The sequence below is a fragment of the Peribacillus acanthi genome (assembly GCF_003073175.1).
Lineage (GTDB): Bacteria > Bacillota > Bacilli > Bacillales > DSM-1321 > Bacillus_BN > Bacillus_BN acanthi.
The window spans coordinates 54,171-79,548 of sequence record NZ_QBBX01000018.1 but is presented as its reverse complement, the minus strand read 5'-3'; the positions used below and the strand labels follow the sequence as shown (position 1 = coordinate 79,548).

23 protein-coding genes, 16 tRNA genes and 1 rRNA gene are annotated in these 25,378 nt (G+C 36.8%); 34 read left to right on the top strand and 6 right to left on the bottom strand.

What is annotated here, in order from left to right:
* Positions 1-174 precede the first annotated feature (174 nt).
* The 16 genes from rrf to DBX25_RS16500 all read left to right on the top strand — a co-directional run bounded on the left by rrf (position 175) and on the right by DBX25_RS16500 (position 1,770).
* Positions 175-290 (top strand): 5S ribosomal RNA (gene rrf / locus DBX25_RS16575).
* Positions 291-299: 9 nt separating this feature from the next.
* A tRNA-Asn gene (locus DBX25_RS16570) sits at positions 300-374 on the top strand.
* A gap of 8 nt (positions 375-382) precedes the next feature.
* A tRNA-Ser gene (locus DBX25_RS16565) sits at positions 383-474 on the top strand.
* Positions 475-484: 10 nt separating this feature from the next.
* Positions 485-559, top strand: a tRNA-Glu gene (locus tag DBX25_RS16560).
* A 9-nt stretch (positions 560-568) separates the two neighbouring features.
* A tRNA-Val gene (locus tag DBX25_RS16555) sits at positions 569-644 on the top strand.
* A gap of 159 nt (positions 645-803) precedes the next feature.
* A tRNA-Met gene (locus tag DBX25_RS16550) sits at positions 804-877 on the top strand.
* Positions 878-883: 6 nt separating this feature from the next.
* Positions 884-959: transfer RNA gene (locus tag DBX25_RS16545), tRNA-Asp, on the top strand.
* A 9-nt stretch (positions 960-968) separates the two neighbouring features.
* Positions 969-1,044, top strand: a tRNA-Phe gene (locus DBX25_RS16540).
* A 10-nt stretch (positions 1,045-1,054) separates the two neighbouring features.
* A tRNA-Thr gene (locus DBX25_RS16535) sits at positions 1,055-1,130 on the top strand.
* A 15-nt stretch (positions 1,131-1,145) separates the two neighbouring features.
* Positions 1,146-1,230: transfer RNA gene (locus DBX25_RS16530), tRNA-Tyr, on the top strand.
* A gap of 7 nt (positions 1,231-1,237) precedes the next feature.
* Positions 1,238-1,311, top strand: a tRNA-Trp gene (locus DBX25_RS16525).
* An 11-nt stretch (positions 1,312-1,322) separates the two neighbouring features.
* Positions 1,323-1,398, top strand: a tRNA-His gene (locus DBX25_RS16520).
* Between the two features lie 35 nt (positions 1,399-1,433).
* Positions 1,434-1,508, top strand: a tRNA-Gln gene (locus DBX25_RS16515).
* 3 nt (positions 1,509-1,511) lie between these two features.
* Positions 1,512-1,586: transfer RNA gene (locus DBX25_RS16510), tRNA-Gly, on the top strand.
* Positions 1,587-1,596: 10 nt separating this feature from the next.
* Positions 1,597-1,671: transfer RNA gene (locus tag DBX25_RS16505), tRNA-Cys, on the top strand.
* Between the two features lie 18 nt (positions 1,672-1,689).
* Positions 1,690-1,770: transfer RNA gene (locus tag DBX25_RS16500), tRNA-Leu, on the top strand.
* A 537-nt stretch (positions 1,771-2,307) separates the two neighbouring features.
* On the opposite strand, the gene DBX25_RS16495 is transcribed toward DBX25_RS16500, so the two are convergent.
* Positions 2,308-3,219 carry a nuclease-related domain-containing protein gene (locus tag DBX25_RS16495; protein ID WP_157951003.1) on the bottom strand — a complete coding sequence of 304 codons (912 nt, stop codon included), beginning with the start codon at positions 3,217-3,219 and terminating at the stop codon, positions 2,308-2,310.
* 322 nt (positions 3,220-3,541) lie between these two features.
* Between DBX25_RS16495 and DBX25_RS16490 the strand changes: the two genes are divergently transcribed.
* From DBX25_RS16490 to DBX25_RS16480, 3 genes are all read left to right on the top strand, one after another.
* The gene (locus DBX25_RS16490) at positions 3,542-4,069 is read left to right on the top strand and encodes a DUF6241 domain-containing protein (protein WP_108671890.1); all 528 of its coding nucleotides are present in this window, start codon (positions 3,542-3,544) and stop codon (positions 4,067-4,069) included.
* A gap of 67 nt (positions 4,070-4,136) precedes the next feature.
* On the top strand, positions 4,137-4,658 hold the full coding sequence (locus DBX25_RS16485) for a ferritin (protein ID WP_108671889.1): 522 nt from the start codon (positions 4,137-4,139) through the stop codon (positions 4,656-4,658).
* A gap of 182 nt (positions 4,659-4,840) precedes the next feature.
* Complete coding sequence (locus DBX25_RS16480; RefSeq protein ID WP_157951002.1) at positions 4,841-5,728, top strand: alpha/beta fold hydrolase; 888 nt, start codon at positions 4,841-4,843, stop codon at positions 5,726-5,728.
* Between the two features lie 278 nt (positions 5,729-6,006).
* Here DBX25_RS16480 and DBX25_RS20710 read toward each other — a convergent pair whose 3' ends face one another.
* On the bottom strand, positions 6,007-6,177 hold the full coding sequence (locus DBX25_RS20710; protein ID WP_157951001.1) for a hypothetical protein: 171 nt from the start codon (positions 6,175-6,177) through the stop codon (positions 6,007-6,009).
* 589 nt (positions 6,178-6,766) lie between these two features.
* Here DBX25_RS20710 and DBX25_RS16475 point away from each other — a divergent pair.
* Positions 6,767-6,840 (top strand) — tRNA-Gly (locus DBX25_RS16475).
* Between the two features lie 67 nt (positions 6,841-6,907).
* Here DBX25_RS16475 and DBX25_RS16470 read toward each other — a convergent pair.
* Complete coding sequence (locus DBX25_RS16470) at positions 6,908-7,570, bottom strand: B3/B4 domain-containing protein (RefSeq protein WP_108671887.1); 663 nt, start codon at positions 7,568-7,570, stop codon at positions 6,908-6,910.
* A gap of 88 nt (positions 7,571-7,658) precedes the next feature.
* Between DBX25_RS16470 and queG the strand changes: the two genes are divergently transcribed.
* The 7 genes from queG (at position 7,659) to DBX25_RS20870 (ending at position 14,238) form a co-directional block, all read left to right on the top strand.
* On the top strand, positions 7,659-8,792 hold the full coding sequence (gene queG, locus DBX25_RS16465) for a tRNA epoxyqueuosine(34) reductase QueG (RefSeq protein WP_108671886.1): 1,134 nt from the start codon (positions 7,659-7,661) through the stop codon (positions 8,790-8,792).
* Positions 8,793-8,877: 85 nt separating this feature from the next.
* A complete protein-coding gene (locus DBX25_RS16460; protein ID WP_108671885.1) occupies positions 8,878-9,756 on the top strand; it encodes an amidase domain-containing protein in 879 nt (292 codons plus the stop codon).
* Between the two features lie 60 nt (positions 9,757-9,816).
* The gene (gene trmL, locus DBX25_RS16455; RefSeq protein ID WP_108671884.1) at positions 9,817-10,290 is read left to right on the top strand and encodes a tRNA (uridine(34)/cytosine(34)/5-carboxymethylaminomethyluridine(34)-2'-O)-methyltransferase TrmL; all 474 of its coding nucleotides are present in this window, start codon (positions 9,817-9,819) and stop codon (positions 10,288-10,290) included.
* A 335-nt stretch (positions 10,291-10,625) separates the two neighbouring features.
* Positions 10,626-11,057 carry a CBS domain-containing protein gene (locus tag DBX25_RS16450; protein ID WP_108671883.1) on the top strand — a complete coding sequence of 144 codons (432 nt, stop codon included), beginning with the start codon at positions 10,626-10,628 and terminating at the stop codon, positions 11,055-11,057.
* A gap of 391 nt (positions 11,058-11,448) precedes the next feature.
* Positions 11,449-13,344, top strand: coding sequence for a PrkA family serine protein kinase (locus DBX25_RS16445; protein WP_108671882.1), 1,896 nt, complete (start codon positions 11,449-11,451; stop codon positions 13,342-13,344).
* 71 nt (positions 13,345-13,415) lie between these two features.
* On the top strand, positions 13,416-13,985 hold the full coding sequence (locus tag DBX25_RS16440; RefSeq protein WP_157951000.1) for a hypothetical protein: 570 nt from the start codon (positions 13,416-13,418) through the stop codon (positions 13,983-13,985).
* A gap of 76 nt (positions 13,986-14,061) precedes the next feature.
* A complete protein-coding gene (locus DBX25_RS20870) occupies positions 14,062-14,238 on the top strand; it encodes a hypothetical protein (RefSeq protein ID WP_170110139.1) in 177 nt (58 codons plus the stop codon).
* A 273-nt stretch (positions 14,239-14,511) separates the two neighbouring features.
* Here DBX25_RS20870 and DBX25_RS16435 read toward each other — a convergent pair whose 3' ends face one another.
* Complete coding sequence (locus DBX25_RS16435; RefSeq protein ID WP_157950999.1) at positions 14,512-15,027, bottom strand: hypothetical protein; 516 nt, start codon at positions 15,025-15,027, stop codon at positions 14,512-14,514.
* Between the two features lie 632 nt (positions 15,028-15,659).
* Here DBX25_RS16435 and yhbH point away from each other — a divergent pair.
* A complete protein-coding gene (yhbH, locus tag DBX25_RS16430; protein ID WP_108671879.1) occupies positions 15,660-16,829 on the top strand; it encodes a sporulation protein YhbH in 1,170 nt (389 codons plus the stop codon).
* Between the two features lie 44 nt (positions 16,830-16,873).
* On the opposite strand, the gene DBX25_RS16425 is transcribed toward yhbH, so the two are convergent.
* Together DBX25_RS16425 and DBX25_RS16420 are read right to left on the bottom strand one after the other, a co-directional pair.
* The gene (locus DBX25_RS16425; RefSeq protein WP_108671878.1) at positions 16,874-17,932 is read right to left on the bottom strand and encodes a DUF4179 domain-containing protein; all 1,059 of its coding nucleotides are present in this window, start codon (positions 17,930-17,932) and stop codon (positions 16,874-16,876) included.
* Positions 17,922-18,488, bottom strand: coding sequence for a sigma-70 family RNA polymerase sigma factor (locus DBX25_RS16420; RefSeq protein ID WP_108671877.1), 567 nt, complete (start codon positions 18,486-18,488; stop codon positions 17,922-17,924). The genes DBX25_RS16425 and DBX25_RS16420 overlap by 11 nt, the downstream gene beginning before the upstream one ends.
* A gap of 324 nt (positions 18,489-18,812) precedes the next feature.
* Here DBX25_RS16420 and DBX25_RS16415 point away from each other — a divergent pair, with 324 nt between their 5' ends.
* From DBX25_RS16415 to DBX25_RS20950, 6 genes are all read left to right on the top strand, one after another.
* Entirely contained in the window at positions 18,813-20,285 is a 1,473-nt protein-coding gene (locus DBX25_RS16415) for a spore germination protein (protein WP_108671895.1), read from the top strand.
* 23 nt (positions 20,286-20,308) lie between these two features.
* A complete protein-coding gene (locus tag DBX25_RS16410; RefSeq protein ID WP_157950998.1) occupies positions 20,309-21,514 on the top strand; it encodes a Ger(x)C family spore germination protein in 1,206 nt (401 codons plus the stop codon).
* A gap of 4 nt (positions 21,515-21,518) precedes the next feature.
* Positions 21,519-21,752 carry a hypothetical protein gene (locus DBX25_RS16405; RefSeq protein ID WP_108671875.1) on the top strand — a complete coding sequence of 78 codons (234 nt, stop codon included), beginning with the start codon at positions 21,519-21,521 and terminating at the stop codon, positions 21,750-21,752.
* 85 nt (positions 21,753-21,837) lie between these two features.
* The gene (locus DBX25_RS16400; protein WP_108671874.1) at positions 21,838-22,947 is read left to right on the top strand and encodes a GerAB/ArcD/ProY family transporter; all 1,110 of its coding nucleotides are present in this window, start codon (positions 21,838-21,840) and stop codon (positions 22,945-22,947) included.
* Between the two features lie 13 nt (positions 22,948-22,960).
* Positions 22,961-24,073: a GerAB/ArcD/ProY family transporter gene (locus DBX25_RS16395; protein WP_108671873.1), complete on the top strand. Its 1,113-nt coding sequence runs from the start codon at positions 22,961-22,963 to the stop codon at positions 24,071-24,073.
* 861 nt (positions 24,074-24,934) lie between these two features.
* Positions 24,935-25,312: a VOC family protein gene (locus DBX25_RS20950; protein ID WP_205685257.1), complete on the top strand. Its 378-nt coding sequence runs from the start codon at positions 24,935-24,937 to the stop codon at positions 25,310-25,312.
* The last annotated feature ends 66 nt before the right edge of the window (positions 25,313-25,378 follow it).

Here is a 25,378-nt window from a genome sequence, read left to right as displayed (position 1 = left end):
GGAAGCGTGGCGACACGTGGAGCTGACAGATACTAATAGATCGAGGACTTAACCACAATTTACACTCATGTGTTGCAAAAAAATCCTTATTGTTATCTAGTTTTGAAAGAATAAAAAATTATTCTTGCATTTTAGAGAAAACATATTATAATAATATTTGTCTCTAATAATTTGTCTGGTAATGATGGCGAAGAGGTCACACCCGTTCCCATTCCGAACACGGAAGTTAAGCTCTTCAGCGCCGATGGTAGTTGGGGGTTTCCCCCTGTGAGAGTAGGACATTGCCAGGCTGATATTATTCCGCAGTAGCTCAGTGGTAGAGCACTCGGCTGTTAACCGAGCGGTCGTAGGTTCGAATCCTACCTGCGGAGCCATATATATTGGAGAGCTGTCCGAGAGGTCGAAGGAGCACGATTGGAAATCGTGTAGACGGTCAACGCTGTCTCAAGGGTTCAAATCCCTTGCTCTCCGCCATTTACTTACTGGCCCGTTGGTCAAGCGGTTAAGACACCGCCCTTTCACGGCGGTAACACGGGTTCGAATCCCGTACGGGTCACCACTTTAATATGGAGGATTAGCTCAGCTGGGAGAGCACCTGCCTTACAAGCAGGGGGTCGGCGGTTCGATCCCGTCATCCTCCACCATATTAGTTTTATATTATCGCGGGGTGGAGCAACGAGCGAAGCTTCTGTGAGAATAATTCGAGTTGTTACAATCGATTTGCTTCATGAGTATGCTTGTAGAGATTGTTACAGTCTTAGGTGGAATTAGCGCATAAACAAAAATTGTATCATTTTTACTATCGCGGGGTGGAGCAGTCTGGTAGCTCGTCGGGCTCATAACCCGAAGGTCGCAGGTTCAAATCCTGTCCCCGCAAACAAATGGTCCCGTGGTGTAGCGGTTAACATGCCTGCCTGTCACGCAGGAGATCGCGGGTTCGATTCCCGTCGGGACCGCCATTTGTATTAGGCTCGGTAGCTCAGTCGGTAGAGCAAAGGACTGAAAATCCTTGTGTCGGCGGTTCGATTCCGTCCCGAGCCACCATTTATTTTTTGCCGGTGTAGCTCAGTTGGTAGAGCAACTGACTTGTAATCAGTAGGTCGTGGGTTCGACTCCTATCGCCGGCACCATTTCCTTTAATATGTGGAGGGGTAGCGAAGTGGCTAAACGCGGCGGACTGTAAATCCGCTCCCTCCGGGTTCGGCGGTTCGAATCCGTCCCCCTCCACCATCTATATAGGGGTATAGTTTAAAGGTAGAACGAAGGTCTCCAAAACCTTTGGTGTGGGTTCAATTCCTACTACCCCTGCCAATCTTATTATGGCGATTGTGGCGAAGTGGTTAACGCATCGGATTGTGGTTCCGACATTCGAGGGTTCGATTCCCTTCAGTCGCCCCATTCATATTTTTAATATTACTCACATATAATTGTATTGGGCTATAGCCAAGCGGTAAGGCAACGGACTTTGACTCCGTCATGCGTTGGTTCAAATCCAGCTAGCCCAGCCATTTGCGGAAGTAGTTCAGTGGTAGAATACAACCTTGCCAAGGTTGGGGTCGCGGGTTCGAATCCCGTCTTCCGCTCCATATTAATACTGGCGGCATAGCCAAGTGGTAAGGCCAAGGTCTGCAAAACCTTTATCCACCGGTTCGAATCCGGTTGCCGCCTCCAAAATTTATATCATGATACGCCGGTGTGGCGGAATTGGCAGACGCGCACGACTCAAAATCGTGTTCCTCTGGAGTGCCGGTTCGACCCCGGCCACCGGTATCATAATGCAAAAGACGATCTATCTAATGAATAGATCGTCTTTTTTTATATTTAAAAATGGCTAGGATAAATCAAAATTTGGGAGATAAATTAATGATGCCCTTTTAAGGTTTGGGATAAAGAAAAAGGCCATCATACACCCTCAATGAAGCCCTTTTAAGGTTTGACAGAAGGAAAAAGGTCATCATACACCCTCAATGATGCCCTTTTAAGGTTTGGGAGAAAGAAAAAGGTCATCATACACCCTCAATGAAGCCCTTTTAAGGTTTGACAGAAGAAAAAAGGTCATCATACACCCTCAATGATGCCCTTTTAAGGTTTGACAGAAAGAAAAAGGTCATCATACACCCACAATGATGCCCTTTTGAGGTTTGGGAGAAAGAAAAAGGTCATCATACACCCTCAATGATGCCCTTTTAAGGTTTGACAGAAGAAAAAAGGTCATCATGCACCCTCAATGATGACCTTTTAAGGTTTGACAGAAAGAAAAAGGTCATCATACGTCTTCAATCAGTGTTGTTCAATTAACCACTATAATTATTTATCTACATAACAAGCGGATTTACCATGTCCCTTTAATGAATAGTTCCTTGAAAGAACCAATCTAATAATTTTTCTTGATTTAACAGACCTGCACCATTCAGATATAGAACCTGTGGTGACTTTCCTTTCGGGAAAAAGTAATTTGAATTCCTTCACGCTTCTAAAAATTGCAGTCGACAATGCTTCGATGTACCCGCAATTATTGCATACTACTTTTCTTTCTTTAACTTCTGTAATGGTAAAACAGTCATTACAAATAATCCCTTTACTTAGATGATTATAGTTATATTTAGGTAATCGAGTGTATGGGGATTCTTTCAGGTGGAGGGACACCAATAGATTTGCTAAGTTTGAATGTTTATCTTCGATAGTAAAATTACTACTGTTCAGGTAATTTTTAAATCGATTAAGCTGTGTGGGAAAAATAATTGGTAGATCAGTAGGGGCTTTATAAAGATGAAATTCTGGGTTAATGAAGATAAGATGAGGTTCTATTGATAAGTTCATTCTATGTTCTTGGATTAATTGTCTAAAGAGTAATTCAGACCGCTGTAACTGTAAGAAAGGATTTTTTATTTCGTTTTTCGTTTTGGTGTACCACCTGTCTTTATCATAAATGTAATCTCCTTCATAGTTCTTGATTTCAAAAAGAAAAATCTTTTCCGAGGATAGTAACAAGGTGTCTATTTGAAAAACAGTGTTGTTGTATTCGAGCAGCAAATCATTGAGCACCAACCCGTCATTGGGAAAATTAGATAATAACCAAACATCAAACTTTTTCTCTCCCTTAAATCCCTTTTCAAGATTTGAATAATAAGTTATTTCTTTCACCGATAGATTCATTCTACTAGTAACAGCTCTCCATATTTTTAATTCTTTTGACATACAGCGAGGTTTAATAATCATATTCCACATCCTTTTAATTATTAGTCTTGTAAATCTTTTATGTTAGAACCAGGCGCTCATATTCGGCAGGCGATTCAGGAGTATTGGCTCATTGTAAGTCAAGGAGCAACACCAAATTTTTTTTACTCGAGTCTCGTGTCTTCAACATAGTACTACGTCCTCAATTGTTTGGAATTCTACCATAATGAAAAATTGTATAAAAAATAAAAGGTTTTTCTCCATAATCGACAGAATTTTAGTTTAAGTACTAATGAATGGTCTAGCCGATTTTAAGACTTCATCTGTTTGATACCTTACTTTTTTATTCGAAAGGAGCAAATACATGGCAAAATTTAAAATTAACAAGGTTCAATACGTAGGTTTAGCATTGCTTTGTATTACGATGCTCAGCTATTCGTTTTGGACAACAGGTTTTCCGGGCATTTGGGGGGAGGATGAAGTTTCGAGTCGTAAGCAGGCAGAAATTAGAGAAGAATATAATAAAAGCAGGAATGAGAAATCTCAGTATGTAGTAGAAGAATTCCCAATCAATATGGAGGAATTTGAAGTTCAGATAGCCATGCATCACATGAGTCATCAAAAAGTAGAAGCAGATAAAAAATGGGGTGCATTGCAAATTACTCCAGAACGTATTGAGAGATTACTTGAGGTTGTTACTACAAATCAAAAGGGTTACGATCATTCTCAAATTTATATGGCTATTCTTAATCGTTGGAATGATGGCGATTTTTCTAGAGTTGATAAGGATCACAATGAGATTTGGCTACTACAGGGAGGTACAATAGGTAAGGCAACAGGAATACTAAGTGATGAAAAAGAACAGCAATACATAGAAGAAAACTTTGAATAAGAGTCTGCATAATCACACATCCCCTTAAATATTATTATAAGTGTCTTAGTAAAAAGGGGGTGAGTTTATGCTTAATGAACAAGTGCAAAAATTACTTAATAATTTAATCCAGATTGAGCATGTTTCAACTACCTTGTATTTAGCTATGTCTGCATATATGGCTAACCGTAATTATACTGGAATGTCTATCTGGTTAAGAGCACAGTCTGATGAGGAAAGGCTTCATTTACTTAAGTTAATTACTTATGTTACAGATCGCGGAGGTATTGTTGAATTACAAGCATTACCGGCTCAACCCACTGATTATGGAACGCCATTGGAAACATTTCAAAAGGTCCTAGGGCATGAGCAGTTTGTAACGAATTCTTATAGGCAAGCCTATGATTTTGCTAATCAGGTTGACCAACAGACAGCTGTTATTATCCAAGAGTTTCTAAGAGAACAAATTGACGAGGAAGCCCAAGCTCAAACCATTGTAGATCGATTAAAGCTTGCTCAAGAAAACCCAGCAGCACTATTGATATTAGATCAGGAACTAGGGCAAAGGAATGCAGCAGCCGCACCTGCAGTCGCTCCGGCTGGTGGCTAATCTTAATTAACACTATGAGGAGATTGAAGGTAACAGATAGTGACCTTTCAATCTCCATATTTATGTTTATGTGCCATAGCAAGCTATGAAATTAACAATTTTTACTATATTATATTAGCTAAGAATGTTTACATAAAATGGAGAGAACCAGCTCTAAGTTAGGGTTTTTAGGGAGACTATTCATGATAGAGACTAAAGTAATATTGAAAAATTCAATCGGTATTAATGTAAAGGATTCCATAGATCCTAAGCCAGTGATTTTATTTCTTCACTTCAGTGGGGGAACATCGGATATGTGGCACGGTGTTTTTCCATTATTTGAAAATGATTATAGAGTCATTGCTCCTGATTTTCGTGGACATGGGAAATCGGATAAACCAGCAACAGGATACCATATAGATGACATGGCACAAGATATGTACCTTTTGCTAAACGAATTAGATATTCAACAATGTCATATTATAGGTAGCTCATTAGGTGCCGAAGTGGGGGTAAGTCTAGCAGCAACACATCCTGAAAAGGTATTGTCATTAGTATGTGAAGGTGCATTGTACAATGAATTTGGAGAATATGGATTATTTAACGGCAGTGCGAATGAAATTGAGGATAGAAAGCTTAAGTTAAGTATACAATTATCAGAAAGAAAGCTTCCATTGTGTAATACTGTTTCTGAATATATAGAGCAGCAAAAACCATCTTTTTTACAGCAGGGACTTTGGAATGAACATTTTGTTACTTTCCTTAAAAGTACGATTCAGGTGGCGGATGACGGATTGTATACAAGCCACTATCAAAACTTTGTAAGATCCGAATATATTCAGAAGTACTGGGATATAAAGTTTGAAGAATATTATTCTAAAGTGGAATGTCCTATACTATTTTTACCGAGCGAAGAAGAATGGGAGAACGAGAGGATTAGACACAGCCTAAACGCTTTTGCAAGCTTAATAGGGTCATATGAAATTAGACTAATTGAAAATTCAGTTCATGCATATGTTTGGATGCAACTACCTTCCATGGCAGCAAAGGAAGTTAAATCATTTATTGGTAATCAAAAATTAAGCAGATAGTGGAAGCGAAGTATAAATCGAATCGTACGAGAAGAACTGATGCAAAGAGTTAAGGTATTAAATCACGACCAGATAAAGCAATAGAATCAAAATGGGGAGTAGTAACCTGTTCCTTCTTTTTGTATTAGAGTCTTTAATATTAACCGGTAAACATCAATAAAGACTTAAGGAGTTTTATCAGCTACAGGATTACGGAAAACAGTTTATATTATTTTTACTTTATAAGCATAAAAGCTTCTCGAGGGAGAAGCTTCTTTTAGTGTGTTCAGTTAGATTCATTATACTGCTTGTTTCATCTTTTCAGTTTTATTCATGGTTAGTTTTTTAAATTGAGACTGGAAATTAGCTATTTCATATTCTTCTATTTCTTTAAGTCTATTAAATATTGTTAATGTTGAAAAAATGCAAACTAAAATGATACTGATTATCATCAACCAAGCAAGAAACATTTGATTTCCCCCTTTTTATGTCTTAAACTCATTTTAATTATTATTTCACTTATAGAATGTGACATAAGTCACAAAAACTTGTCATTTAACGCCTAGACTTTGTCAAAAATGTGGCAATCATGCTTTCTTTTCTACCTTGCCCATCACCTTCCTTGTTTTGTCAGGTATGTCTATGTGTAAACTGGAAAGAGAATGTTAGAATGGAACTGCAAAAGTATGTTGTGGGAATTAGGTTGACGGATGTTCCGTAAATTTAGGAGGGGCTATTAGTTCTTACTTATTAATAGAGGAGAAACTGAAATAGGAGTCAATGAATGTTTTCAACCATCCTTGAGAAGTCATACCAACACCAAACTTTAGTCAGATGAGTATAAAACAACGGTTCATTTGTGGGGTATCTTGAATCCGTTATCGGATCGAAGAAATAAGCTAAAAAAACAAAAAGTGATTCTCCTAAAGGAAGAACCACTTTATAAACAAATTCTTAATAAAACCTTAATAATTTTTTAAAATAGTATTGCATTTACACTCAGATGATTATATAATATTTTTGTAATCAAGTTACACAATTCGACAAAATCCTACAAATGCGGGTGTAGTTTAATGGTAAAACCTCAGCCTTCCAAGCTGATGTCGTGAGTTCGATTCTCATCACCCGCTCCATACATAGGTCACAACGCAGTGTTTCGTTACTTTGAGAACGAGGCATTGCGTTTTTTATTATATTAACTTATATAACGCGATATTCTGCTTCTCCACCATGGATTTGTAAGAACATATCCTTTAAAGAGTGAGTCATTTTTTCAGCTTTCTCTGCGCTACTGGAAGGACGCAAGTATATAAATTGAACGGCATTCTTTGTATCCTCGGTAACTTTCGTTCGTTCTGAATCTACATATGGACTCCCAAACGGACCAATTTCGTCCCTCGAATGAATCATGTTAAACATCGAATTAGTGCGACCATTAATTCCTTCATACTCATCGTTAGCTTGTCCGATTGTAAATGTTATATCCCCTTTAATGTGGGATAAATCATAAATTCCGATGGGAACTTGATACTGAAGGGAAAAGAAATTATTTACGTCAATTGCGGAATGGACGGGAGATAAATAATTTTGTTTCTTTATCCGTCGATAAAGTGCTTCTGCAGCATGTCTATAGCGCGAAGGATCCGTGCCTGCCAGTTTAAATGTATCTCTCCATTCCTTTAGTCCTTCAAAGTTCATAATTTCTTTCTCAAGCATATCAAAATATAAGGATTCCTGAAAAAGCTGAAGTCTTCCTCTAAGCATTTGGGGGGAATCTCCTACTTCAATTCCTTTGTAATGGATGTATCCTATTTTAAATCCCGGTATTTTATCTTTTAGTGTCTGATCTATGGATATTTCCATTTGTTCCAACTCCCATTTGTTTTTCAAATAGTTTATCATATATATCAGTGATTTCATAAAGAACAGTGCTAGAAAGGAGTGATTCTATTTGAATTACGCTAAGCTTAAAGAAGAGATTGTACAATACAGTAAAACAATCGGTATCGATAAAATAGGTTTTACTTCTGCAGACCCTTTTACAGAGCTTAAAAATCGACTGGTGAGACAGCAGGAACTTGGCTATCAATCTGGTTTTGAAGAGAAGGATATTCAAAAAAGAATCACTCCTTCCTTATTAATAGATGAGCCTGCTTCTATAATTTCTATTGCTCTGGCTTATCCTTCCAAACTGAATACAGAGCTACGCAGTAAACGAGGAGAAAGAAGAGGGATTTTTTGTAGAGCCTCATGGGGTATGGACTATCATCATGTCCTTCGTGACAGATTAAATAAACTTGAGGATTTTATTAAGGCCAAGGTACCAGGAGCGAAGTTAAAATCTATGGTGGATACAGGAGAATTGGTAGACCGTGGTGTAGCTGAGCGTGCAGGTATCGGTTGGAGTGGGAAAAATTGTTCCATAATCACTCCAGAATTTGGTTCTTATGTTTATTTAGGAGAAATGATTACCAACCTTCCATTTGCTCCTGATGATGCGATAGAAGATGGTTGTGGTAGCTGTACAAAGTGTCTCGATGTGTGTCCTACAGGAGCGCTCGTACAACCAGGACAACTGGATGCGCAGCGTTGTATCGCGTTTTTAACTCAAACTAAAGGCTTCCTTCCCGATGAATTCCGAAATAAACTAGGGAATCGTTTGTATGGCTGTGATACTTGCCAAACCGTTTGCCCTAAAAATAAGGGAATCGATTTTCACTTCCATGCAGAGATGGAACCGAATCCTGAACTAGTAAAACCCTTGCTACGTCCGTTACTGAACATCAGTAATAAAGAGTTCAAGGAAAAGTACGGGCATATGTCTGGTTCTTGGAGAGGGAAAAAACCAATCCAAAGAAATGCGATTATTGCTTTGGCTCATTATAAAGATGAAACAGCGATTGATGAATTAATACAAGTTATGAAAAACGACACTCGTCCTGTCATTAGAGGAACTGCTGCTTGGGCAGTTGGAAAAATTGGTGGCAAAAGGGCGAAAGATGCCCTTTACGCAGCAAAAGTAAAGGAAGAAGACAGCGAAGTGCTAGTGGAAATTGAAAAAGGATTACAAATGGTAGGAAAATAAAACAGCGAGCTTGCTGTTTTATTTTTTTTGAAGTTTAAGTTCCGTCAAGTACTCATACATATGAGTACAGAGGAGGGAACGAATCATGAGAAGAATATTAATGGAGAGGTTACAGGAGCGGTTATACCAATATGTAGGAAGACAGCGTGCAATGGTGAAAGATCCAAGAATCCTTAACCGAATTGAATCATTTGCAAAAAGAAATATTGAGATTGCAAATGTAAAAGCTTGGGCCAATATTGTAGAAATAGAACAGAACGGCCAAGATACGATGGTGGAGTATAGTGTTAGATATAGCTTCTTTTTAAAGCAAAAGGATCAATTTTATATAGAAGAACAACAGGAATCACGAAGAGCAATATTTCAAAATGACAAATTAGTGGATGATCAAGAAATCATAGTGGATTTCCATCAGGAGACTGGAAGCGAAGAGATTGTTGCGGATGATGTTCGCTCAAATAGGGTTCCTTTCATATATGACCGAATGAAGGCTGTACAATATGCCGAGAGGTGGTGGGATAGTCGTAATCCGCGATATCAATCCTTTAAAGATAATTGTACGAATTATATTTCACAATGTTTACGTGCAGGTGGAGCGCCTATGTGGGGCAATCCTACTCGAGCAAAAGGATTTTGGTATACAGGCTCGACGTGGAGCTATAGTTGGGCTGTAGCCAATAGTTTAAAATTATATCTGTCTAATTCGAAAACGGGGTTAAGGGCAAGAAGGGTTTCAAATGTTACCGAGTTGGAATTAGGTGACATCATTTGCTATGATTTTGAAGGGGACGGAAGATACAATCACAATACCATTGTTACTGGACGAGATGAGAATGGCATGCCTTTTGTTAATGCTAATACGTATGATAGTCGGAAGAGATATTGGGCTTATGAAGATTCCTCAGCTTATACACCGAATATTAAATACACATTCTTCCATATTATTGATGACAGGACAGATTAGGTTGTCCGTATGCGAAAGAGTGTTATAATAACAGCATAGATTATGTTTGAGGTGAAAGAATTGGCTATACACGTGGTATTATTTCAACCAGAAATTCCATCCAATACAGGTAATATTGCAAGAACGTGCGCGGGAACAGACACTGCACTTCATTTAATTCGTCCTCTAGGATTTTCTACAGATGATAAAATGTTAAAAAGAGCAGGACTGGATTATTGGGAACATGTTGACATTACGTATTATGATTCATTGGAAGAATTTTTTCAGAAAAATGACGGTGGTGAGTTCTTTTTCCTATCTAAACGAGGAACGATTCCATTTACTACTTTTGACTATAGCAATACTGAAAAGGATTACTTCTTTATTTTTGGTAGAGAAACGAAAGGATTACCCCCAGAAGTTATTGAAGAAAATACCGATCGCTGTTTACGAATTCCAATGACAGATAACATTCGCTCTTTAAATTTATCAAATACAGCAGCAATCCTTATTTACGAGGCATTAAGACAACAAGATTTTGCGCACTTAAAATAACCTATCTTCAAGGATAGGTTATTTTTTTTGGCATTATAAAAGAAAAGTTGGCCAAAAAGAGTACGGCGTTGTAGGGCAATTTTAGGAGTAAAGGATATGAGCAACTAAGGTTTCGAACCAATTTTTAAAAAATAAATTAGGAACAATAACGGATAGAAACAGTGGTGTTTTATTCTTAATCAATCGTTTGATTAAAACCAACTAATCCTTGTGAAAGCTTGTTTTTGAGAAGATTAATAACATTTAATCAAACGTTTGATTAAAAAATTGGAGGGTATAAGGAGGGGCAATTTTTCAAACCATAAAGCTGTAAATGACAGTTTGGAGGGAAAAATATGAAGACATTAAGAGATATTATGACTACTGATGTAGAAACTTGTACTCCTTTGGATAATGCTTATGAAGTAGCTGTGAAAATGAAGGAGCATGATGTAGGAGCGATTCCAATCTGTGACGCAGGTAATATAGTAGGAATCATCACTGACCGAGATCTTGCTTTACGTTGTATTGCTGACAAACATCCGGGTTCTTCTAAGGTGACGGACATTATGAGTGAACGCCTAGTTACTGCCAATCCAGACATGAGTGTTGATGAAGCAAGTGCATTAATGGCTAAGGAACAAATTAGACGTTTGCCAGTTGTAGAAGGGAAAAAGCTAGTGGGAATTGTTGCACTTGGTGACCTTGCAGTACGCGATGAATCAGAAGATGAAGCTGGACAAGCTTTATCAGAGATTTCTCATTCAAACGAAAATCAAATTTTTTAATTTGAATAGCTTTAACTTAAGGATGAAACAAAAAAAGAAGCCGAATTCGGCTTCTTTTTATTTTTTTACGCCAGGTTTGCTTTCGTACCCAGCAGTAAAGATTGCAGCTAGGAATGCAGCAGTTACACCAAGAATGATAATTGTACCCATTATGTCATCCTCCTTGTCATACATATTTTACCCAATTGCACAATAAAATTATTATACCCTAATAAAATCATGGGGAAAAGAGAAACTGTGGAGATTTTATTACATTTGCCTATAGATGAGTGAAGATGAACACTATCAAGATAAGGAAAAAGGAAGGTTTTTAGCTTATCACTCATGTTTGGTCAAACCGGTGCATACATTATAGAAATCATCTCTGAAGAGGACATGGGGAGGTCTTTTAATGGATATTCTAAAGAAAATCGAACGATACAGAGAAGAAGAGCAAAAGCTTAAGTGGGAAGGAACGTTTGCTGATTATTTGGAACTGGTTAAGGAGAGACCTTGGATTGCACAATCAGCGCATTCTAGAGTGTATAACATGATTAAGGATGCAGGAATTGAAGAAGTTAACGGCAAAAGGCAGTATAAGTTCTTCAGCCATCAAATGTTTGGATTAGAGGAAGCGTTAGAGAGACTTGTTGAAGAATATTTCCACCCTGCCGCAAAAAGATTAGACGTCCGCAAAAGGATTTTGTTATTGATGGGACCGGTCAGTGGAGGGAAATCGACTCTAGTGGCACTTTTGAAACGCGGTTTAGAACAATATACTCACACAGACCGTGGAGCTGTATTTGCTATTAAGGGCTGTCCAATGCATGAGGATCCTTTACATTTGATTCCCCACCATTTAAGAAGCGAATTCTTTGATGAATATGGAATTCGAATTGAAGGTAACCTCTCACCTCTAAATATGATGAGGCTAGAGCAAGAGTATGGTGGACGAATCGAGGATGTGCTGGTAGAAAGGGTATTTTTATCAGAAGATAAGCGTGTTGGAATTGGAACCTTTAGTCCATCAGATCCTAAATCTCAGGATATTGCTGACCTTACTGGAAGTATCGATTTCTCAACTATCGCTGAATTTGGTTCTGAATCCGATCCGCGTGCCTACCGCTTTGATGGAGAGTTGAACAAAGCAAATCGTGGAATGATGGAATTCCAAGAGATGTTGAAGTGCGATGAGAAATTCCTTTGGCATTTACTTTCCTTGACTCAGGAAGGAAACTTCAAGGCAGGAAGATTTGCTCTGATTAGCGCAGATGAGTTAATTGTGGCGCACACGAACGAAACGGAATACCGTTCATTTATTTCCAATAAGAAAAATGAGGCCTTACATTCCCGTATCATTGTAATGCCTGTACCATATAATTTAAAAGTAACAGAAGAAGAAAAGATCTATGAAAAGATGATTGGTGAAAGTGATGTCCGGGATATCCATATTGCACCTCATACGTTAAGGGTCGCTGCTATGTTCACGATTTTAACAAGATTGAAGGATCCGAAAAAAGGCGATATCGATCTCGTTAAGAAAATGCGCTTATATGATGGGGAGAATGTGGAAGGTTACAATTCTGCGGATGTGGAAGAGCTTAAGAAGGAATACCAGGATGAGGGTATGTCCGGTATCGATCCGCGTTATGTCATCAACCGTATTTCATCGACAATCATTCGTAAAGAAGTACCCTCAATTAATGCTCTAGATGTTTTACGTTCTTTGAAGGAAGGATTGGATCAGCATCCATCCATTACAAACGAGCTTCGTGAGAAATATTTGAACTATATCTCATTAGCACGTAAGGAATATGATACGATTGCGAAGAAAGAAGTCCAGAAAGCTTTTGTATATTCCTATGAAGAATCAGCTAAGACACTAATGGACAATTATCTCGATAATGTAGAAGCATACTGCAATAAGTCAAAACTTCGTGATCCACTTACTGGAGAAGAAATTACTCCAGATGAAAAACTGATGAGATCCATCGAAGAGCAAATCGGAATTTCAGAGAATGCGAAAAAGGCATTCCGCGAAGAAATATTAATTCGAATCTCTGCCTATGCTCGTAAAGGAAAACGATTTGATTACAATTCACATGATCGATTACGTGAAGCAATTCAGAAGAAGCTATTTGCTGACTTGAAGGATGTTGTGAAAATTACAACCTCTTCTAAGACTCCAGATGAGCAGCAGCTGAAGAAGATTAATGAAGTTGTAAAGCGCCTAGTAGACGAACATGGATATAGCACGGCTTCTGCCAATGAATTACTGCGATATGTAGGCAGTTTGTTGAATAGATAATACCAGTTAAACAACGAAGAGGATGGCTATGAGTCATCCTCTTTTTATGTATATGATAAGATGGTATAGAGGTGACGAAGTTGGATTTCTCAAATGATGAGTTAAAGAGGATAATTTCAGGAAAGCCTGTTGGTAATATTTATCCCTATAATACGGGAGACACTAATGAAATAGAAAAATATTTAAGAGACTTATATTATAAGCTAAATCGTTCCGGCCTTATTAAGTGTCATGGGGAATTTGCTCACTATGGTAGCGGTTATGCGTCATATATTGATTTGTTTTGTTTGAAGAGAAACGAGATTAATCCACCCGAAAATGCATTAGGAAAATTAGGAATTGTTGTTTACATTAGTCGTTTAGCTCCGGTTGCTGTATTTGGTTACGATGATAGAACGGAAACCGGTTTTTGTTTTTTAGATCCTTTACATTCAGATTTTGGAAAGCTGCCTGATGGGGACTGGGACAACGAGTTCCTTGAAATAAAATCTAAAATAGAAGCTGCTGGAATCCATTTTCTAGAGAAGGAATATGTAGAGCAACCACTAGCCTTTACAGCTGACATCCCAACTATTTTGACCATACCAGATATGGGAGACGTATATCGGAATTTTGATGCTTTTTTCTATTGGGAGGATTAAAATCTTAGAATTTGTTTCTTTTAGTTGATGATGGGGTACATTGTAACTAACATATACTCCTTGAGGTGAGAGAAACATGACAAAGGATATAAAAAAAGAAAAAGTTCCTGAAAATAGCTCTATGGCTAAGAACATGGAAGAGATGAAAGAGCTAGGCAAAGAAATGGAAAGAATGAAGACAGAAAAAGAATTGGAGAAAGAAACGGGTAAGAATTCTGATCCAGACCAATTCAATAAGAAAGAACATTCTTAGGAAAGTAAAAAAAAAGCAAAAAGGAATTCTTTTTTGCTTTTTTTACTTTGATTAAATTTCCTCTAAGCTTACTTGAATGCTTCCATTTTTTTTTTTTACTTCCAAATCCTTAAATTTTTCTTCCCATCTTTAACGATTTAATATAAGAGCATTAAATAATGTCTTAAATAAAGAATCTGTTTCCTTATGAGTTTTAATATCACTTAAAAAGATAAAATCCTTCGGAATCACCGACATTTTTGCTATTGGTTTTACTGCTTGTTCACAGATCCATTAATCTTTAATACCGCCTCGTTTAAAAAGAGGTTTTGGTAGGAAGTAAATGGTTCCGTTAACCCAACGATTACCTGCAAAATTATTACTTAATGAAAAATAATAGTATCGCTTAATTCCTCTTTTAGTGTTATTCGTTAAACATGCATTCCTGAGTGAACCTAAATAAGCACTTCTATTGATAATTGCAAAAAAGGTGGACCATAACGCATCTGATGAAGCAAAAACAGCTTTGGTCGGCTTTCCGTTAAAAAGAGTTTGTTCCCGAGGTTGAAATACTTTAATATCTGTATGATTAGACCCGAGAACAAGAACGTCTTTGTTCTCGATGATATAGTTTAAGAATACATATTTTGGATAGATGCTATCATATGAAAATTCCTTACCTTCACCATTATGGATCAAACGATCATAGATATTGTTAAACTCTTCAATGTCTTGGTTCGTTAAATCTAATTCCTGCACTTTAAGAAAGTATAATTTGTTTAATAAAAGTGATTTTATGAAATTCATCATAGGTTTCTCCTTAATTAAAACTTTCCTTTTTATTCCGAGTTCAAGATCTTCCTTTTTCGCAGATTTTAGGTATCTTTTGAGTCGCTTTTTCTGCTAGAAACCCTTATATTTGATGCTAATCAACAAAGTACCAATTTCAATCATAGGCTTAACTAAATTAATTACATTTTTACAGTGTTTATCCATACTTTACCATAATTTTATTTATAATTAATGAAGCGTTTTATTATGTAGAAAGAAAACAATAGAACCTTATGAGCCTGTCCAATTTCAAAAGAATTCAGAAAAAAATTTAGTAGGCTAAAGCACAATTGTCTAAATAATTTGGAAATTATTCTATTTTCCTGCATAGGATAGAGTAATCCAACTTCCTTTTATGTATGTTTATTCAAAGGATACAAAATCAGAGGAGACTTTTGAAACGTTTGTTAATGAATGTTGCCACTCAGCCATTAGCGGATTTGCTGTTAGATTTGAGTGGGATCAACAATTACCCACATGTTAATGTTCTGTTTTCGTAAAGCACTGATTACCGATCCGGTTTAATCGGTGCTTTTGACACTCGCCATATAATATGAAAGAAATGGAAAAAGTGTGAATATCATTAAAAAATTATGTAGGAGGGGAAAATTATGTCGGATGTTAATAATCATCAATTTGTGATTTCCAAGGAAGATTGGTCCCTCCATCGCAAAGGCTATGACGATCAACAACGTCACCAGGAAAAGGTTCAAGAAGCGATTAAGAATAATTTGCCGGATTTAATTTCAGAAGAAAATATAGTTATGTCCAACGGTCGTGAAGTGATCAAAATTCCAATACGTTCTCTAGATGAATATAAAATTCGATACAACTATGACAAAAATAAACATGTTGGCCAAGGCGACGGAGATAGTCAAGTAGGTGATGTGGTCGCAAGAGATGGATCAGCCAACCAAAAAGCACCAGGCAAAGGGCAAGGTGCAGGCGATCAAGCGGGAGAAGATTACTACGAAGCAGAAGTTTCTATGTTGGAGATTGAAGAAGCGCTATTCAGCCAGCTGGAGCTTCCTAATCTTCAACGGAAGGAACAAGATGAAAATATTGTGGAAAATATTGAATTCAACGATATAAGAAAAACAGGATTAATGGGTAATATTGATAAAAAGAAAACGATGATGACTGCATTCAAGAGAAACGCGTTGAGTGGCGTACCGAAATTTCATCCAATCTATAAAGAAGATTTAAAGTTTAAAACATGGAATGAGATTGTTAAACCAGATTCTAAAGCAGTCGTTATTGCAATGATGGATACGTCTGGAAGTATGGGAATGTGGGAAAAGTATATGGCAAGGAGCTTTTTCTTCTGGATGACGAGATTTCTTCGAACGAAATATGAAACCGTTGATATTGAGTTCATCGCTCATCATACGGAAGCCAAGGTAGTGAGTGAGGAAGACTTTTTCTCGAAAGGGGAAAGTGGAGGTACGATTTGCTCATCTGCTTATCGCAAAGCTTTAGAAGTCATTGATACAAAATATAACCCTCGAAAATATAACATCTATCCTTTCCACTTCTCTGACGGTGATAACCTAACCTCTGACAATGCTCGATGTGTAAAGCTTGTAGAAGAAATCATGAAGCTCTCCAATATGTTCGGCTACGGAGAGGTAAATCAATACAACCGTCACTCTACCCTTATGAGCGCTTATAAAAACGTCAATAATGAAAAGTTCCGTTATTTCATTCTAAAACAAAAATCAGATGTCTTCCATTCAATGAAGAGCTTCTTCAAGAAAGAGGAGAATAAGCATTTTGTGTAAAGAAATAAGGAGTGACCCTAGGTTTGATTGGGTCACTCCTTTATTTAATTTAGTCTTTTCTTATCCTTACTAAGGATAATGATCTCATATGAATCGCTTCTAATTTCCTTTGTCAGCTCATCTGTTTGTATAAAGGTTTTGATCTCATTCTCAATTCTTTCTACGATTTCTTTCGCTTCAGAACCAGAAGTGTTAATGGTTGTTTTTATTTTAATTTGCAGCGGGTAAGGATGAAAGGAGTATGAATATCCTTTGACTTTGAACTCTTCATTTTCCATTAAACCTTGCCCAATAATGCCTACTATATTATTTTTCCCCCAACGTAACTCTTGTTCACGAGCTTTCATATCGATCCGGGTTACTCTAAGCTTGAAATCATCTCCATATTCTTTCGCTGTAGACCGAAGGAGTTCTTTTAGTTCTGGTATTCTTTTTTCAGTTTTGGGTACTGCCACATAAATGAAATTCTCAATTTTATTAATACGAACCTCGATAGGGAATGCTGTTACATAACCGTTCTTATCAAGTTGCATTTGTATTTTTTTTCTAAGACTTTCACTGTCTCTCATATATTTTGCTTCTTCTTCAGTTTCCTCGTGTGATGTATACACTCTTTCGTCTATTTGAACTTTAACTGAAAATGTTCCATATTGATGTGATGCTAATGCCTCTTTTACAGTCTTTTGGACTTCATCTTTTTTCTTGGATAAATCTTCTTCAGTGCCAGCTAACATTATACTAATTTGTTTGTCTTGTAATGAAGCAGTGATGTTGCGTAAATTATAGCCTTCTTTAACTAACGCATCACTTACTACCTTTAGTAGCTCGTATTTATCCTCTTCCTGTTTTATGAAAGAACTTAAATAAGGGATTTGTGCTACCACCTTAGCCATGGCAGGCGAGACATAAGTTGATCCAATCATTAGGGTGAAGAAGGCTACCGCAGCGATACTGGAATAGACAATCTTTCGTATACCCCAATTCTTCCGTTCTTTATTGGTGTGTCCATTTAGGTTATTAATGGAGTTTAATACATATTGTTGATTGGTATCCTTGAAACGGATATTATTCATTTTCTTTGGATATTGAAATTTATCTTTCATCAATATGCTCCTCCTGTAACGAAATTTTTAATATATTCCTTGCACGATGGAGTCTTGATTTAATGGTATTAGATTTAATGTTTAGTAATTCAGATATCTCATGAATGGTTAACTCTTCATAATAGTAAAGGATAATTAGTTCTCTAAATTTAATAGGTAGTGATAACACTTTTTCAAAAAGCTCATCTTTTTCTTCAGTATGGATTAATCCTGATTCAGTTGAATCTGTTTTTAAACTCATGATTGAACTGATGATATCCTTATAATATAGATTTCTATAAGACCAGCTTTTTAGGAAATCCTTGCACTTATTCAGAGTAATCCGGTACAACCATGTTTTGTATGACGCCTTGTTTTGGAAGGTGTCTAAGTTTTGATAACAGCTAATAAACACTTCTTGAGATATATCTTCGGCCAATTGCTTCTCTTTAACATAACTGTAAGCAAGCCTAATCACCATATCTCCATACTCTTCCATCAGCCAAATGAGTGTATCTTCCTTTGGTAAATGAACTTGAGTAGGGGAAGGGATGACCTTCAATCTAGTAACTTGCATCGCTATCCTCCTCACTTTCTAAAACTTAGACGAAGCTAGGGAAATTATGGTTCCAAAATTTACAAAAAAGTTATCTAACCTTTACTCTAACACTTATAAAATACCAACATGTTATAAAAATGGATGATTACTTATTTTCGAGTAAAAATCTAATGCTGGGAAATAATGAGTGTATAGATATTTTTTGGAGGGCTTTAATTGGAATTTTGGAAGTTTTGGCAAAAAAAGATACGTTACGAAGAAGAAGAGACATCTGAGCAAGCTGAACAGGCAACCGACATCCAAACTACTTTAACAATCTCTTCAAAAGCCCATTCATCCCTTATGGATCAAATTGCTAGGATAAAAAAGGAGTTAGGGAATAGCTCAGATTTGATTGTAAGGGAATTGGACTTGCATCAAGCCGTTCCTTTGAAAATGGCTGTTGTTTATTTTGATGGATTGGCAGATGCAAAATTAATACAAGAATTCATCAATGAAGTTTTACTGGTGAACTATAACCAGCGGCAGGAGAAGCTTGAATTCGATCCTTTTTCTTTTGTAAAACATTCATCCAATTCAACAGGAGAAGTGAAAACTGTCCTCCTATTCAGTGATTTGATAAAAGCCATTCTGACCGGAGACACGGCAATCATTATAGATGGCTATGAAGAGAAAATTATTATGGGGACGAAATCGGTTGAGGACCGTGGAATAACGGAGCCGAGCTCTCAAAACGTTGTACGTGGACCTAAGGATAGCTTTACTGAAACCTTAAGAACGAATACTTCCTTAATTCGCAGGAGAATAAAAAGTTCCAGTCTAAGAGTGGACGCAAAACAAGTAGGGAAAATCACCAAGACGGATGTTGCCCTTGTCTACATGGAAGGAATTGTTGATCAACAGGTTGTGGATGAGGTTCATAAAAGAATCAATAATATCAACATTGACTCGATTTTAGAGAGCGGATATATAGAAGAGTTAATACAAGATGAAGCATATACCCCCTTCCCAACCATTTATAACACGGAAAGACCAGACTCCATTGTAGCAGGAATCCTTGAAGGAAGAGTAGCGATTATCGTGGATGGAACGCCTTTCGTATTACTAGTACCTGCTATCTTTGTCCAATTCTTGCAATCCAGCGAAGACTATTATCAACGTTCTGACTATAGCACATTAATAAGAATGTTAAGGTTCGCCTCATTCTTACTAACATTATTGGTTCCGTCCTCCTATATTGCAGTGACTAATTTTCATCAAGAAATGTTGCCAACCCCTTTATTAATTAGCTTGGCAGCTACACGTGAAGGAATACCTTTTCCAGCAATTGTTGAAGTACTTATTATGGAAGCTACATTTGAAATTTTGAGGGAAGCAGGCGTCAGGTTACCTCGGGCTGTAGGCTCTGCAATCTCAATTGTTGGAGCACTTGTAATAGGGGAAGCTGCTGTTCAAGCAGGTTTGGTTTCACCTGCAATGGTTATTATCGTTTCTTTTACGGCCATTACAAGCTTCGTGATCCCATCTTATAATTTGACACTTGCAGTTCGCATGTTAAGGTTTGGATTTATGTTAATTGCTGCAGTCTTCGGATTGTACGGCATCATTTTAGGAATTCTTGCATTAGTCTTGCATTTAACAAGTTTACGTTCATTTGGTGTTCCTTATCTAGAAGGGTTTGGGCCATTCAATTTACGTGACCAAAAGGATAGTCTTTTCCGTTTTCCTTTAAAAATGCTTAAAACTAGACCCAATCTTATCGGACAAAACGATGAGGTGAGGGAACCTTCAAATGATACATCCAATACACAATAACTTTGCTAAGGAGAAGCATGCCTATGAAGAGAAAATGGAATATGGTATTTATATCTATATTCTCAATGCTTCTATTATCCGGTTGTTGGAGTAGTAAGGAAATTAACGATTTAATGATTGTAACTGGAATGGGGATTGACAAAGTAAAAGAAAGTGGAAAATACCAGGTTACAGTGCAAGTGATTAATCCAGCAGAAATGGCCTCGCAGTCCAAAACTGAGCGGCTAGAAGTGACAACCTATCAAACAACTGGAAAAACGGTATACGAGGCATTGAAAAGGCTAACGGTTGAAGTTCCAAGGAAACTCTATATGTCTCACGTTCAACTCATTGTAATTGGTGAAGAACTTGCAAGAGAAGGCATTCTTAAACCTCTTGACTTTATCTCGAGAAATTATGAATTCCGAGCTGATTTTTTTATTTTAGTTGCAAAGAAAAACAAAGCTGAAAATGTCATGCAGATTCTAACTCCTACAGAACCTAATCCATCCGTGAGTTTATATTCCTCCTTAGAGCTCTCAGAAAAGGAATGGGCACCTTCTAAAGGAATCCGGCTCGATGAACTGATTACAGCCATTACAGTTGAAGGGAAAGATCCCATTTTAACAGGTGTTAAAGTAAGTGGAGATGCCAAAAAAGGGTCAAATCTTAGCGGCATAGAGCAAATCCAGCCTGCAGCGGTACTAAAATTAGCCGGGATTGCTGCCTTTAAGGGGGACAAGCTTGTTGGGTGGCTAAATGAAAAAGAGAGTAAAGGATTTAATTACATTGCAGGAAATGTCAAATCTACTGTAGGAACGTTTCGATGTGAGGATGGGGAGAAGGCAGCTGTAGAAGTGTTCAATACCAAAACTGATATAAAACCGGAAATGAAAAAGGGTGAACCCCATATTAGTGTCAATGTTGATATTGATGCAAATATTGGTGAACTTCAATGTCAGATGGATATTACGAAGGAAAAATCCATTAAACAGATTGAAAAAATCGTTTCAAAACATGTGAAAAAATTAATGGAAGCGAGTTCTAAAAGAGTCCAGCAAGATTTACAAAGCGATGTATTTGGTTTTGGGGAGGCTATTAGAAGAGAATATCCAAAGGAATGGAAAAAGTTGAAGGATAATTGGAATGAGAGATTTGAAACTTTAAGTGTTGATTATAACGTTCAAGTTGAAATAAAGAGATTGGGAACGATATCTAATTCTTATGAAAAAGAAATGAAAATGGAGTAAATCAATGTGGAAAGTAATTGGGATAATAGCCATCACTTTGCTGTTCGTGTATCTTGAGGCTCTACCTCTTTTGAAACAAAAAAAGGTAAAGGACCTCATCGTGTTTTATAGTCTGCAAGTTTTGGCTACAACTTTAGCCATTCTTATTGCATTAGAAGTAAATATTGCCTCTCCGTTAGAAATTTTAGAAAAAGTGTACAAACCCATAAGTGATGCTGTATTTACATTTCTTTCATAGATGAAATTTTTTTAATGAGGGTCGTAGATGCTTCAATAAATTTATTACGACCCTTTTTCAATGAAAAAGGTTGTGATTTCGTTTTATGCCAAATACAAAAATTTCTCCCTTACAGTTAATGGTCATCATAGCTCTGGGGGTGATGGGAGATTCAACGATCGTATTGCTTTACATTCCGGCAAAGGAAGCAATGCAGGATGCATGGATTTCTGGATTAATTAGTCTTTTTACTGGTATCATACTCACCTTTTTTTTTCATAGCTTTCACAAACGCTTTCCAAATGAAACTTATATAGAAACGAGCTCAAAGCTATTTGGAAAATGGATAGGGGGAGCTGTTAGTGCTTCATTTCTATTTTATTTAATTATTTCAATGGGTGCCCATGTTCGAGAGTTAGGAATTATCATTCGTACTGATATACTAACAGATACGCCTTTATTACCGCTGCATACGATTTTTATAGCAATTGTGATTATGGGAGTAAGAATGGGGTTAGAAACGATTGCTCGTACTGGTGAAATCATCTTTCCTTGGATTATGTTGATGACATTGTTACTCTTCTTCATGCTTATTCCAGCAAGTAATGGGGATAATTTGTTACCAATGTTTGAATATGGTTGGAAGCCCGTTCTTAGGGGCTCATTAACATTTATTGCATTTCCTTTTTTAGAGTTAGCCTTCTTATTTATGCTATTGCCATCCGTAACTGGCAAATCCATAAAGAAATGGATGGTGATTGGAACGCTCGTTGGAGGACTAGCTTTATTTTTTATGATGTTTTTCTGTATTACAGTCCTTGGTCCAGAAGTGACATCAAGGCAGGTATATCCGGCTTATACTCTTTCTAAAAAAGTACATATTGGTAATTTTTTAGAAAGAATCGAAGTACTAATTGGATTTATTTGGATTTCTACTAACTTTATCAAGGTTACGCTTTATTTCTATGCCACTTCTCTCGGATTGGCTCAGCTTTTTAAACTTTCTTCCCCAAAAATCACTACATATCCTGTAGGTATGTTAGTTCTAGCTCTTTCATTATTTGTAACGCCTAATGTTACTCACTATCAATACATCATTGAGAAATATTGGCCATTTTTTGATGCAACCTATGGTTTTCTTTTCCCATTAATATTTATATTAATAGGATGGATAAAAGGTAGAAAGAAAGAAACAAAACGAACCGAGTTAATGTAAAGAAGGTGAAAGTATGAAGGTGGAAGAAAAAATTTCATCATTACAGCTTTTAATAATAAATATTTTATTTGTTGTTGGAAGTGCTATTTTATTCCTCCCTTCTACTTTAGCTTTTCATGCTAAAGAGGATGCATGGATCGTCGCCTTACTTGGAGGAGCAATAGGGGTTGCTATCAATCTTCTCGTCTATTTAACATTAATCGGACTTTACCCAGAAAAGAATATTATTCAAATGTATACATTAACATTTGGGAAATACTTAGGAGGCTTTTTCTCGATTATTTTATGTCTTTATGCACTTATTCTTTGTTCGTTAATCTTAAGAGGAATTGGCGATTTCGTGGTTACTCAGATTTTGCCTAAATCTCCATTATCGATCATTATAGCTGCATTTATGCTAATAATTATCTTAGGATCCAGGTTAGGAATAGAAACAATTGCACGGTCCAGTGAAGTTTTTTTTCCATGGGTAATAGGATTGTTTATTCTTTGTAGCTTTTTGATTGTGCCATATATTCACTTTGACTGGATCAAGCCTTTTTTGGAAGATGGATTAATACCAATTATTAAAGGGACTCTTTCATATTTAGGTTTTCCCTACTTTGAATGTGTTCTCTTATTAATGCTTGTTCCTCATCTACAGAATAGGACAAAAACTAAAAAAGCTTGGATATGGGGAATTTGTATTGGTGCCTTTTTTTTATTTATTCCGGTTATTGTTTCAACCATGGTTTTAGGTCCGCTTGAAACACAGAATCAGATGTACTCAACATATGTGTTGGCTAAACTTCTAAGAATACCAGTTGTGTTAGAGCGTATGGAAGTAATCGTGGCATTTATTTGGATCATATCAATTTTCTTTAAACTGATTATTTGTTTTTATAGTTTATTAAAGGGTATACAAACCATTTGCAAATTGTCTTCATATAAAATGCTTACCTTCCCAGTGGGTTTCTTTCTTGTAAATTTTTCGATTATTATTGGCGAAGATATTGTGATATTGAATACTTTTAGCAGTACGATTTGGACAATTATTTCTTTACAAACGGGATTTCTGATGCCAGTTCTTTTATTGTTAGTGAGCTGGATGAGACAAACAAGTCAAAAGACTACTAAAGGATATTAAACCGAAGATATACCCGATTATTTACCGACCAGGGTGGACATATTTTACCGAATGCACATCATTTTTAACTGAATGGGTTAATTTTTTTCCCGAACACAAATCGTGCCCAATATTATATATTTTTGTAAAAATAAGTTAAAATTGTTTTATAAAGGATAGTGCAGATTAGGGGTTGGGCGAATGAAAATTTATCAATTGAATGTAAAATGTTTTCATTTGGATAAAATGAAGACATTTTATAAGGAAACGTTAGAAATGGATGTGATGGTTGAATCGGAAAATTTATTTTCTGTAATGGCAGGGACCACAAAGCTAGTCTTTGAAAGGTCGGAATCAATGTCTTATTATCACCTAGCTTTTCGGTTGGGAAGTGCATATTTTGAGAAAATTTATGAAAAGTTAGCAGGTGAGGGTATTCTGCAAAAAGATGAAAATGGTGAAACAAAGCTCCACTGGAAAGGCAAGCAAGCTTATTTTACTGATCCTGATGGGAATATCTTGGAGCTTTTGGAACGTCCTTTTTATTATGGCGACCAAGAACCAGAAGGATGGTTTGATGTATGTGAAATTGGGATTCCTTCTGATGATGTAAAATCTATGCAGAAGACTCTTTCTCAATTTGTAAAGGATGAAGTGAACGGACAAAATGATACTTTTTCCTTCTATGGAGATACTATGGGGCATTTCGTATTAGTGAAAGAAGGGCGCCATTGGTATCCAACTGAAAGGGGAGCAGAAATCCATCCAATAAAAATTACCATTTCTGGAGATTGTGATGGAACGTTTGTCCATCCGGATTATCCCTATGAAGTGATAATCCGTAAAGAATGGAATCAAGCATTACCGGCTGTTCAATTTAGGATGGCCCGTCCTACTAACCAACTTGATAAGCTCGCTGAATTTTATGAAAAGGGAATCGGATTAAGTAAAATAGGCGAGTTTCGTAATCATGAAGGATATGATGGGTTGATGTTTGGTATGCCCAATCATCAGTACCATCTTGAGTTTACTCAGTTTAAGGACGAAGTACCCTTGCCAACTCCAACGAAAGAGCATTTATTAATTTTATACATAGGCAATAGATTTGAAAGGGATACCATTGTTAATAGATTAGAAGGTATGGGCTATCATAGAGTAGAGTCAGAGAATCCATATTGGGATAGAGGTGGAGTTACAATAGAAGATCCAGATGGTTGGAGAGTTGTTTTGATGAATACTGCAGGGATTAATAGTCTTTAGATTGTAGGGGTGACTCAAAGGGAGTCACCCCTTTATTTGTAGGCTCAGGTGTACAATAAAAACGTT